This window comes from Streptomyces hirsutus (assembly GCF_001418415.1).
GTDB lineage: Bacteria > Actinomycetota > Actinomycetes > Streptomycetales > Streptomycetaceae > Streptomyces > Streptomyces hirsutus.
Genome location: NZ_LIQT01000144.1, coordinates 40,552 through 59,237, shown reverse-complemented (window position 1 = coordinate 59,237; position 18,686 = coordinate 40,552). Strand labels below are relative to the sequence as shown.

General features: G+C 71.9%; 17 protein-coding genes. 11 read left to right on the top strand and 6 right to left on the bottom strand.

Annotation, left to right across the window (positions count from 1 at the left end):
• Nucleotides 1-103 precede the first annotated feature (103 nt).
• From AOK11_RS11540 to AOK11_RS11530, 3 genes are read right to left on the bottom strand one after another with little or no spacing between them, the layout of a single operon-like run.
• Nucleotides 104-988 carry a TIGR03620 family F420-dependent LLM class oxidoreductase gene (locus AOK11_RS11540; protein ID WP_055593575.1) on the bottom strand — a complete coding sequence of 295 codons (885 nt, stop codon included), beginning with the start codon at nucleotides 986-988 and terminating at the stop codon, nucleotides 104-106.
• Nucleotides 985-1,587, bottom strand: a complete 603-nt coding sequence (locus AOK11_RS11535) for an NADPH-dependent FMN reductase (protein WP_055593574.1) — start codon at nucleotides 1,585-1,587, stop codon at nucleotides 985-987. Before AOK11_RS11535 ends, AOK11_RS11540 begins: the two co-directional genes overlap by 4 nt.
• A gap of 40 nt (nucleotides 1,588-1,627) precedes the next feature.
• Nucleotides 1,628-2,899 carry a multidrug effflux MFS transporter gene (locus AOK11_RS11530; protein WP_055593573.1) on the bottom strand — a complete coding sequence of 424 codons (1,272 nt, stop codon included), beginning with the start codon at nucleotides 2,897-2,899 and terminating at the stop codon, nucleotides 1,628-1,630.
• A gap of 186 nt (nucleotides 2,900-3,085) precedes the next feature.
• On the opposite strand from AOK11_RS11530, the gene AOK11_RS11525 reads away from it, so the two are divergent.
• Nucleotides 3,086-3,733, top strand: a complete 648-nt coding sequence (locus tag AOK11_RS11525; protein ID WP_055593572.1) for a TetR/AcrR family transcriptional regulator — start codon at nucleotides 3,086-3,088, stop codon at nucleotides 3,731-3,733.
• Nucleotides 3,734-3,851: 118 nt separating this feature from the next.
• Here the strand turns inward: AOK11_RS11525 and AOK11_RS11520 are convergent, their stop codons facing one another.
• A complete protein-coding gene (locus AOK11_RS11520; RefSeq protein WP_055593571.1) occupies nucleotides 3,852-4,229 on the bottom strand; it encodes a hypothetical protein in 378 nt (125 codons plus the stop codon).
• Between the two features lie 177 nt (nucleotides 4,230-4,406).
• Entirely contained in the window at nucleotides 4,407-4,970 is a 564-nt protein-coding gene (locus AOK11_RS11515) for a VOC family protein (protein WP_206188816.1), read from the bottom strand.
• A gap of 147 nt (nucleotides 4,971-5,117) precedes the next feature.
• Between AOK11_RS11515 and AOK11_RS11510 the strand changes: the two genes are divergently transcribed.
• From AOK11_RS11510 to AOK11_RS11485, 6 genes are all read left to right on the top strand, one after another.
• Nucleotides 5,118-5,825: an EthD domain-containing protein gene (locus tag AOK11_RS11510; protein WP_079034778.1), complete on the top strand. Its 708-nt coding sequence runs from the start codon at nucleotides 5,118-5,120 to the stop codon at nucleotides 5,823-5,825.
• 161 nt (nucleotides 5,826-5,986) lie between these two features.
• Nucleotides 5,987-7,507: a class I adenylate-forming enzyme family protein gene (locus AOK11_RS11505; RefSeq protein ID WP_055593569.1), complete on the top strand. Its 1,521-nt coding sequence runs from the start codon at nucleotides 5,987-5,989 to the stop codon at nucleotides 7,505-7,507.
• A 156-nt stretch (nucleotides 7,508-7,663) separates the two neighbouring features.
• The gene (locus AOK11_RS11500; RefSeq protein WP_055593568.1) at nucleotides 7,664-9,724 is read left to right on the top strand and encodes an oxidoreductase; all 2,061 of its coding nucleotides are present in this window, start codon (nucleotides 7,664-7,666) and stop codon (nucleotides 9,722-9,724) included.
• Between the two features lie 12 nt (nucleotides 9,725-9,736).
• Entirely contained in the window at nucleotides 9,737-11,752 is a 2,016-nt protein-coding gene (locus AOK11_RS11495) for an oxidoreductase (RefSeq protein ID WP_055593567.1), read from the top strand.
• Nucleotides 11,749-12,693: a hydroxymethylglutaryl-CoA lyase gene (locus tag AOK11_RS11490; RefSeq protein WP_055593566.1), complete on the top strand. Its 945-nt coding sequence runs from the start codon at nucleotides 11,749-11,751 to the stop codon at nucleotides 12,691-12,693. The genes AOK11_RS11495 and AOK11_RS11490 overlap by 4 nt, the downstream gene beginning before the upstream one ends.
• A complete protein-coding gene (locus AOK11_RS11485; protein WP_055593565.1) occupies nucleotides 12,690-13,106 on the top strand; it encodes a TIGR03618 family F420-dependent PPOX class oxidoreductase in 417 nt (138 codons plus the stop codon). Before AOK11_RS11490 ends, AOK11_RS11485 begins: the two co-directional genes overlap by 4 nt.
• A gap of 244 nt (nucleotides 13,107-13,350) precedes the next feature.
• Here the strand turns inward: AOK11_RS11485 and AOK11_RS11480 are convergent, their stop codons facing one another.
• Complete coding sequence (locus AOK11_RS11480) at nucleotides 13,351-14,472, bottom strand: Rossmann-fold NAD(P)-binding domain-containing protein (protein ID WP_055593564.1); 1,122 nt, start codon at nucleotides 14,470-14,472, stop codon at nucleotides 13,351-13,353.
• 72 nt (nucleotides 14,473-14,544) lie between these two features.
• On the opposite strand from AOK11_RS11480, the gene AOK11_RS11475 reads away from it, so the two are divergent.
• From AOK11_RS11475 to AOK11_RS11460, 4 genes are all read left to right on the top strand, one after another.
• Nucleotides 14,545-15,723: a CaiB/BaiF CoA transferase family protein gene (locus AOK11_RS11475; RefSeq protein ID WP_055593563.1), complete on the top strand. Its 1,179-nt coding sequence runs from the start codon at nucleotides 14,545-14,547 to the stop codon at nucleotides 15,721-15,723.
• Entirely contained in the window at nucleotides 15,720-15,914 is a 195-nt protein-coding gene (locus AOK11_RS11470) for a ferredoxin (RefSeq protein WP_055593562.1), read from the top strand. The genes AOK11_RS11475 and AOK11_RS11470 overlap by 4 nt, the downstream gene beginning before the upstream one ends.
• Before the next feature lie 21 nt (nucleotides 15,915-15,935).
• The gene (locus AOK11_RS11465; RefSeq protein ID WP_079034776.1) at nucleotides 15,936-16,445 is read left to right on the top strand and encodes a MarR family winged helix-turn-helix transcriptional regulator; all 510 of its coding nucleotides are present in this window, start codon (nucleotides 15,936-15,938) and stop codon (nucleotides 16,443-16,445) included.
• A 236-nt stretch (nucleotides 16,446-16,681) separates the two neighbouring features.
• Nucleotides 16,682-18,682: an alpha-ketoacid dehydrogenase subunit alpha/beta gene (locus AOK11_RS11460; protein ID WP_055593561.1), complete on the top strand. Its 2,001-nt coding sequence runs from the start codon at nucleotides 16,682-16,684 to the stop codon at nucleotides 18,680-18,682.
• Nucleotides 18,683-18,686 lie beyond the last annotated feature (4 nt).

Genomic DNA, 18,686 nt, shown 5'->3' with positions numbered 1-18,686 from the left:
GACGAAGTTCCCGAACCGGAGGGCCCGGTCCTTCCGCGACCACGGCCCCGGACGGGGCAGACAGGCCCTGGCCCTTCCGTGACGAAGGGCCAGGGCCTGCGTATCAGTCGAACAGGGCGGCGGCCAGGCTGCGCGCCGTGCCCAGGGGCAGCTCGCCCGGGGCGCCGAGGATCTGCAGGCACACATGGTCCGCGCCCGCGTCGTGATGGGCGCGGACCCGGGCTGTGATCCGTTCGGGGGTTCCCCAGGCGATCAGGGCGTCGACCAGGCGGTCGCTGCCGCCGTTCGCGACGTCGTCCTCGGTGAAGCCCAGACGCAGCCAGTTGTTCACGTAGTTGGGCAGCTCGAGGTACATGGCGAGCGCCTCCCGTGCGGTGGCGCGGGCCGAGACCGGATCGGCGTCGAGGACGACCCCCTGCTCCGGCATCACCCGGGCGCCGGCGCCGACGGCCGAGCGGATCCGCGCCGTGTGCTCGGGCGTGACGAGGTAGGGATGCGTGCCGAGGGAGCGCTCTGCGGAGAGGGCGAGCATCTTCGGGCCCAGGGCGCCGATGATCCGGTCCTCGGGCGGCACCGGGGTGGCCGAGGCGTCCAGCTCGTCGAGGTAGCCCCGCATCTTGGCCAGCGGCTGTTCGTACCGGCCGAGACCGGACCGTTCGACCATCGGCCCGTGGCTCGCGCCGAGGCCGAGCAGGAACCGTCCGGGGTGCGCCGCGTCGAGGCGGGCGAACGCCTCCGCGGACTCTGCGGAGGCGTTCGCCCAGATGTTGGCGATGCCGGTCGCGACGACGGCCCGCGAGGTCGCCTCGAGGAGCACGGCGGCCGTCTCGAACGTACGGCGCAGGCCGCCCGGGTACCACAGCGCCGTGTAGCCCATGTCCTCCAGGGCGGCGGCCGCGTCGGCGACGAGAGCGCGGTCGTCGAGGCGGAACGCTCCGGCCCAGATGCCGACGGTCCGCCCCGGGGCGCGCAGTGGACGGGCACTCATGCGACGGGCTCGAACGCGGCGGCGGCGGTCCGGACGGCGCCGGCGAACGCCGCCACCTGGGCCCCGACCCGGGCGAACTGCTCGTCCAGCGCGGGGTCGACGCACCGGCCGTCGCGGAAGGCGCCGCGCTGGGCGACGACTGCCGCGCCGTACGGCGTCGGGAAGCCGCGCAGCGCGTGTGCGACGGTGCGCAGCTGGTCGATGACCGCCACGGCGGCCTGCTTGCCGTAGGCGACACCGATGCAGCCGACCGGAATCCCGTCGAGGTAGGGGCGCGGGTCGCCGGCGAGGTCCTCGGCGTAGTCGAGGGCGTTCTTGACCAGGCCCGAGACCGATCCGTGGTAGCCGGGGCTCGAGACGATCAGGCCGTCGGCCGAGCGCAGCGCCTCCACCAGTCTCGCCGCCTGGGGCGAGCGTGGGACGCGCTGCTCGTAGAAGGGCAGCGCGATGTCGTGGGCGGTCAGGCAGAGCGTGCGGGCACCGGCGGCCGAGGCCGCCGCGAGCGCGGAGCGCAGCCCCGCCTCGGAGCTGGAATCGCCCCGTACCGTGCCACCGATGCCGACGACCAGCGGCCGTTCGTCGAGCGCATGTTCAGGCATGCCCAATAAACTAACAACGGTTGGTTCAAGCTGGCAAGAATCAGCGGACGGCCATTGTCTCCGGGTTCTGCCGGACGACGCACCACATCACGCCCGCCGCGCAGGCCGTGGCCGTCAGCATGGCGCCGGCCATCGCGGTGCCGTCGGCCCCGCCCAAGCCCACGAGGGGCGCCACGAGACTTCCGACGGAGAACTGCATGAACCCCATCAGCGCGGCCGCGGTGCCCGCCCGGTGGCCCTGCCCGTTCAGCGCCAGCGCCTGACTGTTCGGCATGCTCAGCCCGTACCCGGCGACCGACAGCGCGAGCACCGCGACGACGGCGCCGAGCGGCGCCTCGTCGAAGGCCAGCAGCGGCAGCAGCAGCGCCGAACTGAACAGCCCCAGCGCGGTGGCGCAGGTGAGCACGTTCGCCGGTCCGAAGCGCCGGATGAGCAACGGGTTCAGCTGGGCGAGCGCTGTCAGGCCGACCGCGTTGGCGGCGAAGAGCAGGGCGAACTGCTGCTCGCTCAGACCGAAACGGCCCTGCAGGACGAACGACGCCCCCGACACGTAGCTGAACAAGGTCGAGAACATCAGCCCCCCGACCAGGATCAGCGCGAGGTACGTCCGGTCGCCCAGCAGCGCCCGGTACGACGCGCGGACGGCCGGGAACGTGGGCCGGCCGCGCCGCTCGGGCGGCAGTGTCTCGGGAAGCGAGGTCGCGGCCACCACGAGCAGCACCGCGCCGAGACCGGCGAGCGCCAGGAAGATGAACGGCCACTCGGCGACCGTGAGCACACCGCCGCCGATGGTGGGCGCGAGCACCGGGGCCACACCGATCACGAGGAACATCCGCGACATGACCCTCGCGTAGCCCGACCCCGCGAACAGATCGCGCACGGTGGCCATCGACACGACCGCGACCGCCGCGCACGACAAACCCTGCAGCAGCCGGGTACCGGCGAGCAGATACGGGTCGTGGGCGGCGAAGCACAGCAGCGAGGCGACGATGTGGCCGGCGAGCCCCACCAGCACCGGGCGGCGGCGGCCGAAGACGTCGGCCAGCGGCCCGGCGACCAGCTGACCCAGGGCCAGTCCCACCAGCACACCGGTGAGGGAGAGCTGGACCTGCGACGGCGCCGCGTCCAGGTCGCGAGCCATCTCGGGCATGGCCGGGAGGTACATGTCCATCGTGAAGGGCGACACCGACATCAGGAGCGCGATGACCACCACCACACGGGTCGCGCCCGCCTCCGAGAGGGCCGACGCGACCGGCGCCGGGCCCGGGCCGGGAGGAGCCCCCGCTGAGGGGGTGGTGTTGTCGTCGGTCACTGGGGCACGGTCCTCTCCGTACGATGGGATGATGGGCGGGAGCGAACGGGGCCGAGGGGGTCACCGGAACTGACGTAGAATCAGAAACGGACAAAGAGGGCCCCCCGCGCCTGGTGGCAAACAGCCGAACGTCGATGGATTAAGGTGCATTGAGGACGTGGAGCCCGGAGACGAGGAGAGCCCCCCATGGCCCGACCGAAGGTCCCGCTGATCTCGCGCCGCAAGGCACTCGACGCGGCGCTCGAGATCGTTGACGGCGAGGGTCTCGACGCTCTGAGCATCCGGCGCCTGGGCGAAGCCCTCAAGGTCAACGGCGCCTCGCTGTACCACCACTTCCGGAACAAGGACGAGATCCTGGTGGGCGTCACCCAGCTCGCGCTGGCCGACGTGGCGACCCCGCGCACCGAGAACGAGAACTGGCGGGTCTGGCTGCCGCTCAACGCCTACCGCACCCGCCAGGCGCTGATCTCGCACCCGGAGCTGATTCCCGTGATGCTGCGCCGCGCGCCGCTGGGCATCGGCCTGACGGAGGTCGAGGCGAGTGTGCAGCGGCTGCAGTCCGAGGGCGTGCCGCTGCCGATGATCGCCCCGCTGATGGAGGGCCTGGAACTGCTGGCGATCACCAGCGCGTTGCAGGAAACCGGCATGGCCGGGTCCATGAAGGACGAGGACGGCGACGTCGCCACCCCGTCGCTGCACGCGGCCCTCGATGCGCGCGGCATGAGCTCCGAGGAACTCTTCCAGGTGATGGCCTCCTCGATGATCTCGATCATCGAGAGCACGATCCAACTGAAGGAGACGCGGCTCGCGGCCGAGCGGCTCTCCGAGGCCTGAGCGCCCGGAAAGCCGCCGGCGGGGACGATGGATGTGGGCACGAGGACATCCCGTCCCCGCTGTGCGCGGGGCGGCGTCCGCGCCCTCCTCCAGGGGTGCGCCGTACATCCGGCGGACGTCAGCCGACGAGATGGAGACCGTCCCGGCCGGGGACCGTTCCGGCGGGCTCCGCGGCGGAGTCGGGTGAGGCCCCGACCCCGAGGGGCAGACCGGCCTCGACGGTGAGCAGATGCAGCGGCCAGTTGCCGACCTGCCACACGCCGGCGGTGTGGAGGGCCGACTTGTAGCTGCCGCGCAGATGCGCGAGCGCCGCCTCGGCGGAGGGCGCGTTCATGGACAGGCGCACCGTGGCGGTGTCGGCGGTGATGACGACTTCGGGAAACATCCAGTCCAGGCCCGCGCGCACGAACTCGGTGACGGCCTCGGGATCCGCCACGGCCGGCAGGAAGGCCGGCTTCGTCGCTCCGAACCTGGCGGTGTACATCGACCAGCCCATGAGCCTGACCTCTCGTGTGTGGTGGCCCGCGGCAGCGGGCGGGGGAAGAACCGGCAACGTGCTGAGGGGGCCGCGCCGCCGCAGGGCGGCGGATGCGGCCGGCCGCATCCGTGCTGGGGTCCGTCGTCCGGGTCGGGCCCGATCCGGATGCCGGACGCCGGACGCGGCCGGGGAGGGTCACTCCGAGGACGCCGCCTCGATGATCCGTCCGTCCGGGAGGTAGATGACCCCCGGGTAGTCGGGCATGGAAGCGGGCTCGTCGTCGGCGAGCAGCTCCAGCGCCTCTGCCTTGTCGTCGTCGTTCAGCGGACGGGTGTTGGTCGTGAACTCGACCATGTTGCCGTCCGGGTCGCGGGTGTAGATCGATGTGATGAACTCGTGGACGACCTCGCTCACCTTCTGGCCGTGGGACAGCCAGTGCTGCTTCTTCTCCTCCAGCTCGGTGAGGTCCTTGACCTCGAAGGCGATGTGGTTGATCCACCAGGGCAGACCGAGTCCGACGGAGATCGAGGGGTCCCAGCCCTCGGGCAGCTCGACACCGTTCAGGTGGAGGTCCCAGAGCACGAAGTACGAGCCGGAGCCCTTGGCGGTCTCGTAGAACACGTGCTTGGTCCAGCCGGCCTTGGATCCGCCCATGGCCTGGCGCTTGACGATCTTCACGAGCTCGAAGCCCATGACCTCGGTGTAGAACCTGTGCGACACGTCGAAGTTCTTCGGGGTGATGGCCAGGTGGTGAATCACGGCCCCTCCTCGTGGTGGAAGACGTTCCCGAAACCGGGGGGTGCGCTTCCACGGTGGCTCACCCAACGGTGATTGTCAAAGGTTTGACGTGTGAACGCTGCTTGTTGAAGCCTTGACGTGTGTCACGAGTCACGTCAGCATCTGCCCATGTCTGACCAGATGACGGCCGATCCGGCCGGTACTACCGCTTCCGTGATCAGATCCGTGGCCCCCGTGCGTCGGAGCAAGGCCCTCGACTGGGCGGAGTTCTCCCGCCACTGGCGCGAGGAGCACGCGGCGATCGCCCGCGGGTTGCCCGGCATGGTGGGCTACACGCAGGGCCACGCGATGCCCGGGGAGCAGCCCGCCAATCGCCCGCTGACCTGGGAATACGATGGCGTTCCGCTGGCCTCCTTCCCGGACCTCGCGGCCATCGGGACGCTCAGGGCGCACCCGGACTACCACGGCCGCGCAGTGCCGGACGAGGCGCGGTTCACCGACCGGTCCAGCATGGCGGCGGTCCTGCTGGCGCACTGCTTCGGCGAGGCGCCGGCCCCGGTGCCCGAAGGGCGCACGCTGATGGTGTTCGCGCGCACGGGCAGTGCCGGCGAACGGGCCGGCCGGGCGTTGGCCGGGGCCCTGAATGCCGTACCGGGGGCGGGCTCGGCCCTCGGGCACCGCTGGAGCACGGCGCTGGACGCCGACCCCGGGCTCTCGCCGCGGGGTGCGGCCAACCGGCCGTACGACGGCCTGCTGGAGGTCTGGTTCCCTTCCGCCGCCCCGGCCACCCGGGCCGCGCAGGCGGTGGCGGCCGGTCCGGCGCTCCTGCCGTTCGAGGTGTTCTGTCTGGTGGTGCGGGAGTACCGGGTCGTCTGACCTGCGGATCCTGTGGATCCTGCGGGCGGTGGAAGTGCTGTCACAGCCGTTGACCCCATAACCAGATGCTGTTAGGTTTTCGCCCGTTCGGCCACGTGACCGAGGGCGTACGACGGCTCGGGATGCCGCACCCCACTTCGATCACCAGCGAGGGAGCACGAGTGGTCACTCATCTGACGGACTGGGTCACTTACAACGCACGCCGCCACGGGCCCGAGATCGCGGTAGAAAGCCTCGACTCCGGCCGGCAGCTCACCTGGAGCCAATTCGAGGACCGGGTCGCCCGGCTCAGTTCGGTCCTGGTCGACCTCGGCATTCGGCGCGGTGACCGAGTAGGACTGATCGCGGACGACGACTGGCGCGTCCTGGCCCTGCAGTTCGCCTGCATCCGGACCGGCGCGGTCTTCGTGCCGTTCAACTGGCGGCTGACGGTCAACGAGATCGCCGTGCTCTGCGAGGACGCCGAGCTCGGACTGCTCATCCACGACGTGACCTGGCAGGACACCGCCACCAAGCTCGGTGAGCAACTGGGCGTGCCGCTGGCGGGCTGGTCGTGCACCGATGTCCGCAACGACATCGACGCCCTGATGGACCGGGCGGCTCCGATCCGCGGCACCGGCCCGTACTCGGGCGAGCAGACCGTCCAGATCCTCTACACCTCCGGCACCACCGGCCTGCCCAAGGGCGCCCTCATCACGCTCGGCGGGCTGGCCTGGCACGCGCTGAACGTCCAGCACGACATGTGCATCGGAAGCCCGCCCGCCCGCTACCTCAGCGCGCTGCCGCTCTTCCACGCGGCCGGCCTCAACGCGATCGTCAACCCGACGCTCATGGCCGGCGGCCGGATCAGCGTCCTGCGCCGCTTCGACCCGGCCCGGGTCGCCGAACTGCTCGGCGACAGCAGCCACGGATTCACCAACTTCAACGCCGCCCCGGTGATGTACCGGATGGTGATGGAGCACGCCTCCGACTCGGCCGACTTCTCCCACATCCGGGCCGGCATGGTCGGCGGTGGCGCGATCCCGGCCGACGTCGGTGCCTACTTCAGCGAGCACGGCCTCGAACTGCAGGCCGGCTGGGGCGCCACCGAGATGGGGCCCAGTATGACCCTGATGCCGAAGGCGTCGCGGGTGGAGAAGGCGCACACGGTCGGGATGCCCGTCCAGCACGTCCGGATCCGCGTCGTCGACCCCGCCACCAACGAGGACGTCACCCCGGGAGAGGTCGGCGAGGCATGGGTCCGGGGCCCCTCCGTCTCGCCCGGCTACTGGCGCCGTGACCCCGAGGCCGACGAGGCCACCGAGGCGGGCTGGTTCAAGAGCGGCGACGCCGTCTCGATCGACGAGGACGGCTTCGTCGCCCTGCGGGGCCGCTTCAAGGACATGTACAAGTCCGGCGGCGAGAACGTCTTCTGCGCCGAGGTCGAGCGGGTCATCACCAGCCACGGCAGTGTGCAGGACGCGGCGGTCGTCGGGATGCCGCACGAGAAGTGGGGCGAGGTCGGATACGCCGTGGTGGTCCCCGAAGCGGGCCGCACGGTCGACGAGTCCGACCTGATCGCACATGTGGCCTCGCGCCTGGCCAAGTACAAGGTGCCGACGAAGGTCGTCGTCGTCGACGACTTCCCGCGCAACGTCACCGGCAAGATCCAGAAGAACGTGCTGCGCGACATGCTCGGCTGACACCACGCACCGCGGCACCACCGCACCCGCCCCTCCGAAGCGCGACCTGGACCGCGGAACCGCAGGAACTCAGAAACCGCAGGAATTCAGAAACCACAGGAATCCAGAAACCACACGCACCACACCACAGCAGGACCCGGCACGAGAGGGACGTACGTGAGCGCCAAGCATCTTCACGAGCAGGCCGAGCAGGCCGAGCGGGAACTGGACCTGGTCTGGCAGCCGCTCACGATCAAGAACGTCACGCTGCGCAACCGCATCGTCCGGTCCGCGCACGGCACCGGTTTCGCCCGCGGCCCGGTGACGGAGACCCTGAAGGCGTACCACATGGAGCGCGCCCGGGGCGGCGTCGCGCTCAGCTTCGGCGAGGGCGGTCAGGTCCACTGGAGCTCACCGGGCTTCCTGGACCTGACCACCGACGACATCACCGAGGGCCTCGCCGACCTGGCGTCGTCCGTGCAGGCCGAGGGCATGAAGCTGTTCCAGCAGCTCATGCACGGCGGCCCGACGCTCTACGCGCATGACGGATCGGCCCCGTGGGCGGCCTCCGCGGTGCCGGACCCGATCCTGGGCCTGGTGCCGCACCCGATGACCAAGAACATGATCGACGAGGTCGTCGAGGGCTTCGCCGCCGCGGCGGGCCGGGTCCGGCAGGCCGGCCTCGACGGCGTCGAACTGCACGGCGGGCACAGCTACCTCTTCAGCTCCTTCCTCTCCCCGGCCACGAACCACCGCACCGACGAGTACGGCGGATCGCTGGAGAACCGTTCGCGGATCCTCTTCGAGGCGCTGCGCGCGGTCCGGGACCGGGTCGGCCCCGACTTCGTCGTCGGGGTACGGCTCTCGCCCGACGGCGCCGACCACATGACCACGGCCGACGACCTCCACCAGGTGATCGGACGGCTGGAGGCCGAGGGCCTGGTCGACTACCTCAACGTCTCCTACGGCAGCCACTACCGCCGCTCCAAGCTGATCGGAGTCACCCGCGAACCGCGAAACTACATGGTCAAGCAGGCCACCGGGGAGATCACCAAGCGGGCCACGCTGCCCACCATGGTCACCGGCCGGATTCTGTCCCTGGACGACGCCGAGGAGATCCTGCGCAACGGGGAGGCCGACATGGTCTCCATGGTGCGCGCGCTCATCGCCGACCCGCACCTGGTCAAAAAGACGCAGGAGGGACGCACCGGCGAGATCCGCCCCTGCATCTCCTGCAACCAGGCGTGCGCCGGCGGCCTCACCAGCCGCGGCCTGATGGGCTGCGTCGTCAACCCCGCTTGCGGTCACGAGAGCAAGCGCGGCGACCACCTGCTCGGCATCAGCCCGCGCCGCCGCACCGTCCTGGTCATCGGCGGCGGCCCGGCCGGCATGGAGGCCGCCCGCTCCTGCGCGCTGGCCGGTCATCGGGTCGTCCTGCACGAGCGCGCCGACCGGCTGGGCGGACAGCTCAGGTTGATCGAGAAGTCCCCGTCCCGTTCCGACGTGGCCTCGCTGCTGCCCTACTACGAGTCGGAGCTGGCCCGCCTCGGCGTCGAGGTCGTCCTCGACTCCCCGCTCGACTCCCGCGAGGCGGTGGACGCGATCGGTGCCGACCGCGTCGTCGTCGCGACCGGAGCCACCCCCCGCCGCGACGGCTTCCAGGCCTGGCGGCCCGCGGACGCGCCGGCGGGTCTGGCCGGCGTCGAGCCACTGACCGGCTGGGACGTCCTGAACGGCGCCGAGATCACCGGGCCGGTGCTCCTCGTCGACGAGCTCGGGCACTACGAGGGCATCGACGTCGCCGAGACCCTCGTCCTGGCCGGCCACCAAGTGCACCACGTCACCCGCTTCTCGAACCTCGCCGCCAACATCCCGGTGGCCTACGACTACGCCGCCGGCCCGCACGCCGAGGAGCTGTACAAGGGCGACTACGAGCTGCACACGCGCACCCTCGTGCATGCCGTCGAACCGGGCAGGGCCACCGTCGCACCGATCGCCGCCCCGAACCGGATCCAGGAACTGCAGGTGAACACCTTCGTGTTCATGTCCGGCGCGGTGCCCGCCCACACCCTGACGGCCGAACTCGAGGACATCCCCGAGCTGTACGTCATCGGCGACGCGCTCGGTCCGCGCACCCTGGAACCGGCGATCACCGAGGGCTCCCTGGCGGCGGCCCGGTTCGAGGAGGGCTGGCAGCGCGCGACGTGGGTGCGCTACTCCGGCGGAAGCTCCGTCTGACGAAAGGGCATCATGGCACTCGAGCACGTGCTCTCGACGCTCCGCCTGGGGCCGCTGACGGTCCGCAACCGGGTCGCGACGACCGCCCACATGACCGGGTACGCCGAGAACGGGCTGGTCTCCGACACTCTTGTCGAGTACCTGACCGCCCGGGCGCGCGGCGGCGTCGGCCTGCTGATCACCGAGGCCGGCGCCGTGCACCCGACGTACCGGCCCGCGTCGTACCGGCTCTACCGGGACGACGTCGGGCCCGGTCTGGCCCGGCTCGCCGCGGCCGTGCACGCGGAGGGGGCCGTGCTGATCGGGCAGGCCAACCACGGTGGGGCGGCCTCACCGCCGCTGCCCGACGGCCGCCCGGCGTTCTCCGCCTCCGACAACGACGGTCTCAACGGGGCCCCGGCCCGGGCCATGACGCACGCCGAGATCGAGGAGATCCAGGACGCTTTCGTGCGCGCCACGCGGGTGATGTCGGACGCCGGGCTCGACGGCTGCGAGGTGCACGGCGCCCACCACTACCTGGTCAACCATTTCCTCTCGCCGCTCTACAATCGGCGCGAGGACCGGTACGGCGGGAGCTTCGGCAACCGCCTGCGGTTCCTCGCCGAGATCCTGGAGGGGATGCGGGCCGCGACACGGCCGGGATTCGTGCTGGGCGTGCGGCTGAGCGCGGACATCGGTCCGGGCGGCATCGACTCCGAGGCGATGCTCGCGATCGGCCGGGCCCTGCAGGACCGGGGCCTGGTCGACTTCGTCGGGTTCTCGCTCGGCGGCCGGACCCCCGAGGCCTTCCCGCTGATGACCGGCGGCATGGAACGGCCCGCCGGTTACGAGCTGCCCTGGAACGAGCTGCCGTCGCGCGGTCTGACGCTGCCCACCCTGGTCACCGGGCGCTACCGCACTCTGGAGGAGGCCGACGAGGCCGTCGCCTCGGGCGCCGCCGACCTGATCGGCATGACCCGGGCCCACATCGCCGACCCCGAGCTGGTCCGCAAGACGATGTCCGGCCGGGCCGCCCGGGTACGGCCCTGTATCGGCTGCAACGAGTGCCAGCGCTCGATCATCACCGAGGGCTCGGTCCGGTGCGCCGTCAACCCGTCCCTGCCCGGCGCCGGCACCACGACCGACCTGCCGCATCCCACCCGGCGGGCCCGCCGGGTCACCGTCGTCGGCGGCGGCCCGGCCGGTCTGGAGGCCGCCCGCGCTGCGGCCCTGGCCGGGCACACCGTGACCCTGTTCGAGGAGACCGAGGAGCTGGGCGGCATCGCCCGCCGCGCGGCGCGTGCGATGCCGAACGCGCCGGGCATGCTCGACGCGATCGCCTGGTCCGAACGGGAGGTGCGCGGCGCGGGCGTCGACGTACGGCTCGGCACGCGCGCGAGTGCGGAGACGGTGCTCGCCACCGTGCCCGACGTGGTCGTCGCGGCCACCGGATCGGTACCGCGGCAGGGGGCCCGCCAGACGGCGCGGCCCGGTGCGACCGTGGCGGGCGCGGACCTGCCGCACGTGGTGTCCTCGCGGGACGTCCTCGCGCTGACCACCGTCCCCGAGACGGCGGTCGTGGTCGACGAGATCGGTGAGTACGAGGCACTCGGCGTGGCCGAGCTGCTCGTCGAGGCGGGCGCGCACGTCACCTTCGTCACGCCGTTCGCCTCGGTCGGACTGCCGGTGGACGCCACCGGACGCGCGTCGACGGCGCTCGGCCGGCTGCGCGCCCACGGCCGGTTCACGGCGCTGCCGCTGTCGATGGTCGTCGCGATCACCACGGCCTCCGTCGACGTCGAGGACCTCCTCGGGCACACCGTGTCCACGCACGATGCGGGCCTGGTGGTGATGGTGACCCGCGCGACGCCGTCCCGGCCCGCCTGGGCGGAGGATCTGGGGGTCCCGGTGGAGTACGCCGGCGACGCGGTCCTCCCGCGGTCCTACCGGACCGCCGTGCGGGAGGGGTACCTGGCGGCGACGCGGATCGAGGAGCTCTGCGGCACGGCACGTCCGGCGCGGGGCGCGACAGCGGAGGTGAGGGCATGACGAAGCCGTCGGGCACGACGAGCGCGCCGGAGAAGGCGGCCGGGCCGGTCCAGGTGGTCGAGGTCGGCCCCCGCGACGGCCTGCAGAACGAGGCGACGATCCTCGCCACCGAGGACAAGGTCCGCTTCATCGAACTGGCGATCGCGGCCGGGGTGCGCCGGATGGAGGCGGTCTCCTTCGTCCGCCCGGACGCCGTGCCGCAGATGGCCGACGCCGAGAAGGTGATGGACCAGGTGCCCCGGCGTGACGACGTGTCGTACATCGGGCTGGTGCTCAACCGGCGCGGCTTCCTGCGCGCCCTGGACTCCGGCGTCGACGAGATCAACCTGGTCGTCGCCGCCAGCGACTCCTTCAACCTGCGCAACCAGAACGCCGGCACCGACGCCCTCGCCGCCATGGTGGAGGAGGTCCTCGAACTCGCCGGTGCGGCCGGGATGCCGGCGTCGGTGACGATCGCGACCGCGTTCGGCTGCCCCTTCGAGGGCGAGGTGGCGCCCGACACGGTCGCGGCTCTCGTCGCGCGGGCGTCGGCCGCCGGCGCCCGCGAGATCGCGCTGGCCGACACCATAGGGGTGGGCGTGCCGCGCCAGGTGCGCGAACTCTTCGGCACCGCCCGCACGTTGACCGACGTGCCGCTGCGCGCGCACTTCCACAACACCCGCAACACGGGCTACGCGAACGCCGTGACCGCCTTGGACCTGGGGGTGAACATCCTCGACTCGAGCATCGGCGGCATCGGCGGCTGCCCCTTCGCGCCGCGGGCGACGGGCAACATCGCCACCGAGGACCTCGTCTACCTCCTCGACCGCTCGGGTGTCACCACCGGCCTGTCCGTCCCGGCGCTGATCGACGCCGCCGGGTTCATCGGCGGGAAGCTCGGCAAGGAGGTCCCCTCGATGGTGTCGAAGGCGGGCGGTTTCCCGCAGAAGGAGGCGTCATGACGTCCGAGCGGCCCCGGGTCCCGGCCAGTCACCTCGACCTGACGAAGGCGATGACCGCCACCCTGTCCACGATCGGCCCGGGTGGGGTCCCGCAGGTCACGGCCATCGCGTTCCACTACGACGAGAGTGACGGACTCTTCCGCATCTCGCTCAACGACGCCCGGCAGAAGGCCCGCAACCTGCGGCGGACCCCGCTGGCCACGCTGTTCGTCATCGACCCGGAGAACAGGTTCCGGACGCTGGAGGTCCGTGCGGACGTCGAGCTCGAACCCGACGCCGACTTTTTGTTCGCGGCCGAGGCGGGGGCGAAGTACGGCCATGACTTCCACGACCTGGATGCTCCGGGTGAGACCCGCAGCAAGGTCACCTTCCGCCCGCGGCGGATCGTCGCGACGGATTTGACACCGGGCTGAGACCGGCCCGGCCGGCGTCTGCCGGGCCCCGGGGTGACGCGGAGTCCAGACCGCGGTCACCCCGGGGCCCGGTTCCTTTTGTGCGTCGCCCGCCCGGGGCGTGCGGTCCTGCCTGTCGCCGGACCGGCTACGGAGTTCAGCCTGTCGCCGACCGGGCGCGGAGCCCCTGCCCGCAGCCGCCCCGGGAAGTCGTCGGCGTCCTGCGCGTCACTGGCGACTCCCCGGGGCACCGGGGCGGCCTCGGTCAGCGACCGCGGGCGTCCGCCTGAAGCGACGGCATCCTGGGGTGCGGCATCGGGTGCGCCATGTCGACGGGGGTGTCCGGCGCCTGTCGGCGGACGAGGTCCCGGGCCTGGTCCCACGCGGCCAGCAGCCGGTCCTCCATGGCGTAGTCGAACCGGGCGTTGTATGTCGGGTAGTCCTCGGCGGTGACGGGGTTCTCGGTCAGCCAGGCGACGGTCTCGGCGAGGGCGTCGGCGGCCGTGACGACCTCGCGGTAGCCGAGCAGCCGCTTGGCGCGCGAGGCGTCGACGAGGACGTGCGGCCGGGCGGTGGGGGAGAGCAGCTCACCCATGGCGGAGGGGGCGAGTTCGGACGGGATGCCGACGAACTCCATCTCCGCGCCGAGCAGCATGGCGATGCTCTCGGCCCACTGGCGGGTGGTCTGCTGGTCGTCGTCGGCGACGTTGAACGCCTCGCCCGCGGCGGCCGGGTCGCCGACCGCGCACAGCAGCACCCCGGCGGCGTTGCGGGCGGCGCACCGGGTCACGATCCACAGTCCGGCGTCGGGGAGGATCATCCGGCGCCGGCCGTCCGCGATCCGCTTCATGACGGCCCACTCCCACGGCACGATGTTGCGGGGCCCGTAGATCTGGGAGTAGCGGACCATGGTGGCGGCGTAGGCGCCCTCGGCGCCGAGCCGGAACACCTCCCGCTCGGCGGCTACCATCTTCGCCGCGAAGGGCGCCACCGGCTCGTAGGCGTCGGCGAGGGTGCCGTCCTCGCGGGCGAGCAGCCGCATCCCGTAGGGCCGGGTGGCGTCCGGTTCGAAGAAGCCGCGGTAGACGGGGACGCCGCCGACCCCGATGAACTGCCCGCACTTCCCGGCGAACGCCTGCGCGACCGTCCTGAGCCGTCCGTACGTGGCCAGGACGACGTCCCAGGTGCGGGTGCCGATCGCCGCGTCGAGGGTCTCGCGGAAGTGCGGGTCGGCGTGGATGTGGCGGACGTCGGGCAGCCCCGGCGGTTCGTGGACCCCGCGGTGGAGGATCTCGACGTCGTACCCGCGCTCCAGCAGGCCCGTGAGGAGGTGCGGCCCGGTCGGACCGGTGCCGCCGACGACGAGTGCGGTAGGGGAGGACTTCATAACCATACGCTAATTGGTTTACGCTGTCGGCGCCACTGATCCCCCGCATCGGTGCAGACCGCAGGAGGAGCCATGCCAGGACCGCTGAGCGGGTTGTCGATCGTCGAACTCGGCGGTCTCGGCCCGAGCGCCTTCGCCACCATGCTGATGGCCGACCTCGGCGCGGACGTGATCCGCATCGACCGGGCGCGGGCCGCGCACGGCGGGGTCGAGGCCGCTGCCGAGCCGAGGTTCGACCTGCTCAACCGTGGCAAGCGGTCCCTCGCCCTGGACCTGAAGAAGCCCGAGGCGGTGGAGATCGTCCTCCGGCTCGTCGAACGGGCGGACGCCCTGACCGATCCCTTCCGGCCCGGCGTGGCCGAACGGCTCGGGCTCGGCCCGGACGTGTGCCTGGCCCGTAACCCGGGGCTGGTATACGCCCGGATGACCGGCTGGGGCCAGGAGGGCCCGCTGTCCGCGACCGCCGGCCACGACATCAACTACCTCGCCCTCACCGGAGCGCTGCACGGCATCGGCAGTGCCGGCGGGCCGCCGCAGATCCCGGTCAACTACGTGGGCGACTTCGGCGGCGGCGCGACCTACCTCGTCATCGGTCTCCTCGCCGCGCTGCGGGAGTCCGCGGGCAGCGGCACCGGCCAGGTCGTCGACGCCGCGATCGTCGACGGCGTCTCCCACCTGCTGTCCAGCACCCACGCGATGTACGCCGGAGGCATGTGGCAGGACCGCCGCGGGGTGAACGTCCTCGACGGCGGCGCGCCCTTCTACTCCGTCTACGAGTGCGCCGACGGCGGGTACGTCGCCGTGGGCGCGGGCGAGGGGAAGTTCTACGCCGAACTGCTGCGCCGGCTCGGCCTCGACGACGACCCGCGTCAACAGCTCGACGAGTCCCGCTGGCCGGATCTTCGCCGCCGGATGGCCGAGGTCTTCGCCACCCGCACCCGCGACGAGTGGGCGTCGGAGTTCGAGCAGACCGACTGCTGCGTGACCCCGGTACTCGGCCTCACCGAGGCCGCCGACCACCCGCACATCCGGTCCCGGCGGTCGCTGCGCAGGCGCGACGGCGTCCTCCAGGCCGGTACGGCACCCCGGTTCTCGGGCTCCGAGCCGCACGAGCCGACGCCGCCGCCCCTGCCGGGACAGCACACCCACGACATCCTCACCTCCCTCGGGCTCGACGCCGGCCGGCTCGTCGAGACGGGTGTGGTGAGTGCAGGCCCCGCACCGCAGGACCCGACGAAGGAGCAGCGATGAGCAAGGCAGTGATCGACACGAGCAAGTGCGTGGGCCACGGTCAGTGCGCCATGATGGCGCCCGACGTCTTCGACCTCGACGCCGGCGGCTACGCCCAGACCATCGCCCCCGAGCTCACCGGCGACCAGCGCCGGGACGCCGAGACCGCGGCCATGGCCTGCCCCGAGCAGGCCATCCGCGTCGAGGACTGAGTGAGTTCTATTCTTCTCGGCGTGCACTCCCCTCACAGCCAGGCGCAGCCCACCTTCCGCGACCTCCTCCGAACCCGGCTCGTCGAGCAGGACACCGTCCCGCCCGACGCCGCCGACCGCACCGACCTGGTCTTCAACCTGACCAAGTTCTTCAACCGGCTGGGCCAGGACGCGGAGTCGGTGCACCGTCGGCTGGGCTGGAGCTGGGCGGGGTTCCGCTTCATGAACCTGCTGTGGGCTGCCGGACCCATCGAGGCCCGGCAGCTCACCCGGCTCTCCGGGGCTTCGCGGGCCGCCACCTCGGCCGTCCTGAACACCCTGGAGCGCGACGGCCTGATCCGCCGCGACCGCAGCGAGACCGACCGCCGCCAGGTGCTCGTCTCGCTCACCGACGAGGGCACCTCCCGGCTCCTGGAGGGCCTGCGCGCCCAGGCCGAGCGGGACAGGGCCTGGTTCGCCGTGCTCTCCCCCGAGGAGCAGCGGCAGCTCGGCCACCTCCTGATGCGCCTGGCCGACCAGCCCACACCGTGACGCGGGGCCGGTCCGCACTGTGACGGACACAGGGCCCGTCCACGCGGTCACGCCGGCTCGCTCACGAACCGGTGCAGCCGACCGTCACGCATGCGCCGGAAAGCCCGCGAAATCCGCGCACACCAGTAACCAATCAATGCTTGTTTAAGTCCCTCGTCCTGTGTCACAGTGAGCCCGATCGCGACTGCGGTCCGCAACGGACGCCGCGATTCGATCCCGCGAGGACAGGGAGCACGATGACACACGTCCAAGAGAAGCTCCGTTCGCACCCGAGCCCCGGACACCGGACGGACCTGGCCCACCTCCACCGCGAGATGCTGCGCATCCGGATGTTCGAGGACCGGGCCGCCGCGCTCTACCGCGACGGCGTGATCCGCGGGTTCGTGCACCTCTCGGTCGGCCAGGAAGCCGTGCCCGTCGGGACCGCGGCGGCACTGCGGCCCGACGACGTCATCACCTCCACCCACCGGGGGCACGGGCACGTACTGGCCAAGGGCCTCGACCTCTCCGGCGCCTTCGCGGAACTCTTCGGCCGGGAGACCGGGACCAACCACGGCCGCGGCGGCTCCATGCACATCGCCGACCCGGCGCTGGGCATCTTCGGCGCCAACGGCATCGTCGGCGCCGGAGTGCCGATCGCTGCCGGAGCCGCCACCGCGGCGCTGCTGCGCCGCGACGGAAAGGTCGCGGTCAGCTACTTCGGCGACGGGGCCACCAGCACCGGCGCCTTCCACGAGGGCGCCACCCTCGCCGGCGACTGGCGGCTGCCGCTGATCCTGCTCTGCGAGAACAACCAGTTCTCCGAGTTCTCCAGTACCCACCTCAAGGCACCCGGCCTCATGGAGGCCCGCGCCACCGCCTACGGCATGTCCTTCCACCGTCTCGACGGCAACGACGTGACGGAGATGGCGGACGCGATGGAGGACATCGTGGCGGCGGTACGCCGCGGTGAGGGCCCGGCGTTCGTCGAGGCCGTGACGTTCCGCGCCCGCGGCCACTACGAGGGCGACCCGCTGAAGTACCGCGACAAAGAACTCGCGGCGGCCTGGGCGAAGCGCGACCCGATCCTGCTCGCCGAGGAACGGCTGCGGGCGGGCGGCGCGAGCGAGGCCGACATCGCGGCCGTGCACGCGTCGGTCACCGAGGAGATCGAGCGGGCCGTGGAGTCCGCGAAGGCCGGACGGGAACCGTCGGCCGGCGACCTGTTCGAGTACATCCGCACACCCACCAGGGCCGTCACCGAGCCCGCGCTGCCCGCCGACGCCGAACCGGTCCGCTACAGCCGCGCGGTCAAGGCCGCCCTGCGTCACGAACTGGAGCACGACCCGTCCGTTTTCGTGGCCGGCATCGACGTCGGCGAGGGCGGCAACGTCTTCGGCCTGACCCGCGGCCTGGCCGCCGACTTCCCGGGCCGGGTGCGCGACACCCCGATCGCCGAGAGCGCCATCATCGGGGCGGGCGTGGGCGCCGCCATGGCCGGCATGCGGCCGGTGGTGGAGATCATGTACTCCGACTTCGTCGCCGTCTGCCTGGACCAGATCATGAACCAGGCCGCCAAGCTGCGGTACATGACCGGCGGCAAGGTGAGCGTGCCGCTCACCATCCGCACTCAGTTCGGCGCCGGCCGCTCCTCGGGCGCCCAGCACTCCCAGGCGATCGAGGCGCTCCTCGCACACATCCCCGGTCTGCAGGTCGTGATGCCCTCGACCCCGGCCGACGCATACGGACTGCTGCGCAGCGCCATCCACGAGGACAGCCCGGTCGTCGTCATCGAGCACCGTCTCCTCTACGAGAAGTCCGGCCCGGGGTTCTCGCCCGACCACGTCGTCCCGATCGGCAAGGCGAAGGTGCTCCGCGAGGGCACCGACGTGACCGTCGTCAGCGTCTCGCGCATGGTGCGCGAGAGCCTCGCCGTCGCCGAGTCGCTGGCCGCCGAGGGCATCTCGGTCGAGGTCGTCGACATGCGCACCGTGGCCCCCATCGACTGGGAGACCGTCCTGGGCTCCCTCGCGAAGACCAACAGGCTGGTGATCGCGCACGAGGCCGTCCTCGACTTCGGCATCGGCGCCGAGATCGCCGCCCGCGCCGTCGACGAGGGGTTCTGGACGCTCGACGCCCCCGTGGTGCGGGTGGGGGCGCCCTTCACCCCCGCGCCCTACGCCCCCGCCCTGGAGAAGCAGTGGGTGGTCGGGCAGCGCGACATCGAAGCCGCGATCCGCAGAATCCTCGCCGTCTAGCCGG

Coding starts and splice junctions, on each gene's coding strand:
- AOK11_RS11485 (WP_055593565.1), top strand. CDS start 12,690: ATGACGTCCGAGCGGCCCCGGGTCCCGGCCAGTCACCTCGACCTGACG.
- AOK11_RS11535 (WP_055593574.1), bottom strand. CDS start 1,587: ATGCCTGAACATGCGCTCGACGAACGGCCGCTGGTCGTCGGCATCGGT.
- AOK11_RS11540 (WP_055593575.1), bottom strand. CDS start 988: ATGAGTGCCCGTCCACTGCGCGCCCCGGGGCGGACCGTCGGCATCTGG.
- AOK11_RS11495 (WP_055593567.1), top strand. CDS start 9,737: ATGGCACTCGAGCACGTGCTCTCGACGCTCCGCCTGGGGCCGCTGACG.
- AOK11_RS11525 (WP_055593572.1), top strand. CDS start 3,086: ATGGCCCGACCGAAGGTCCCGCTGATCTCGCGCCGCAAGGCACTCGAC.
- AOK11_RS11470 (WP_055593562.1), top strand. CDS start 15,720: ATGAGCAAGGCAGTGATCGACACGAGCAAGTGCGTGGGCCACGGTCAG.
- AOK11_RS11490 (WP_055593566.1), top strand. CDS start 11,749: ATGACGAAGCCGTCGGGCACGACGAGCGCGCCGGAGAAGGCGGCCGGG.
- AOK11_RS11475 (WP_055593563.1), top strand. CDS start 14,545: ATGCCAGGACCGCTGAGCGGGTTGTCGATCGTCGAACTCGGCGGTCTC.
- AOK11_RS11510 (WP_079034778.1), top strand. CDS start 5,118: ATGTCTGACCAGATGACGGCCGATCCGGCCGGTACTACCGCTTCCGTG.
- AOK11_RS11520 (WP_055593571.1), bottom strand. CDS start 4,229: ATGGGCTGGTCGATGTACACCGCCAGGTTCGGAGCGACGAAGCCGGCC.
- AOK11_RS11460 (WP_055593561.1), top strand. CDS start 16,682: ATGACACACGTCCAAGAGAAGCTCCGTTCGCACCCGAGCCCCGGACAC.
- AOK11_RS11480 (WP_055593564.1), bottom strand. CDS start 14,472: ATGAAGTCCTCCCCTACCGCACTCGTCGTCGGCGGCACCGGTCCGACC.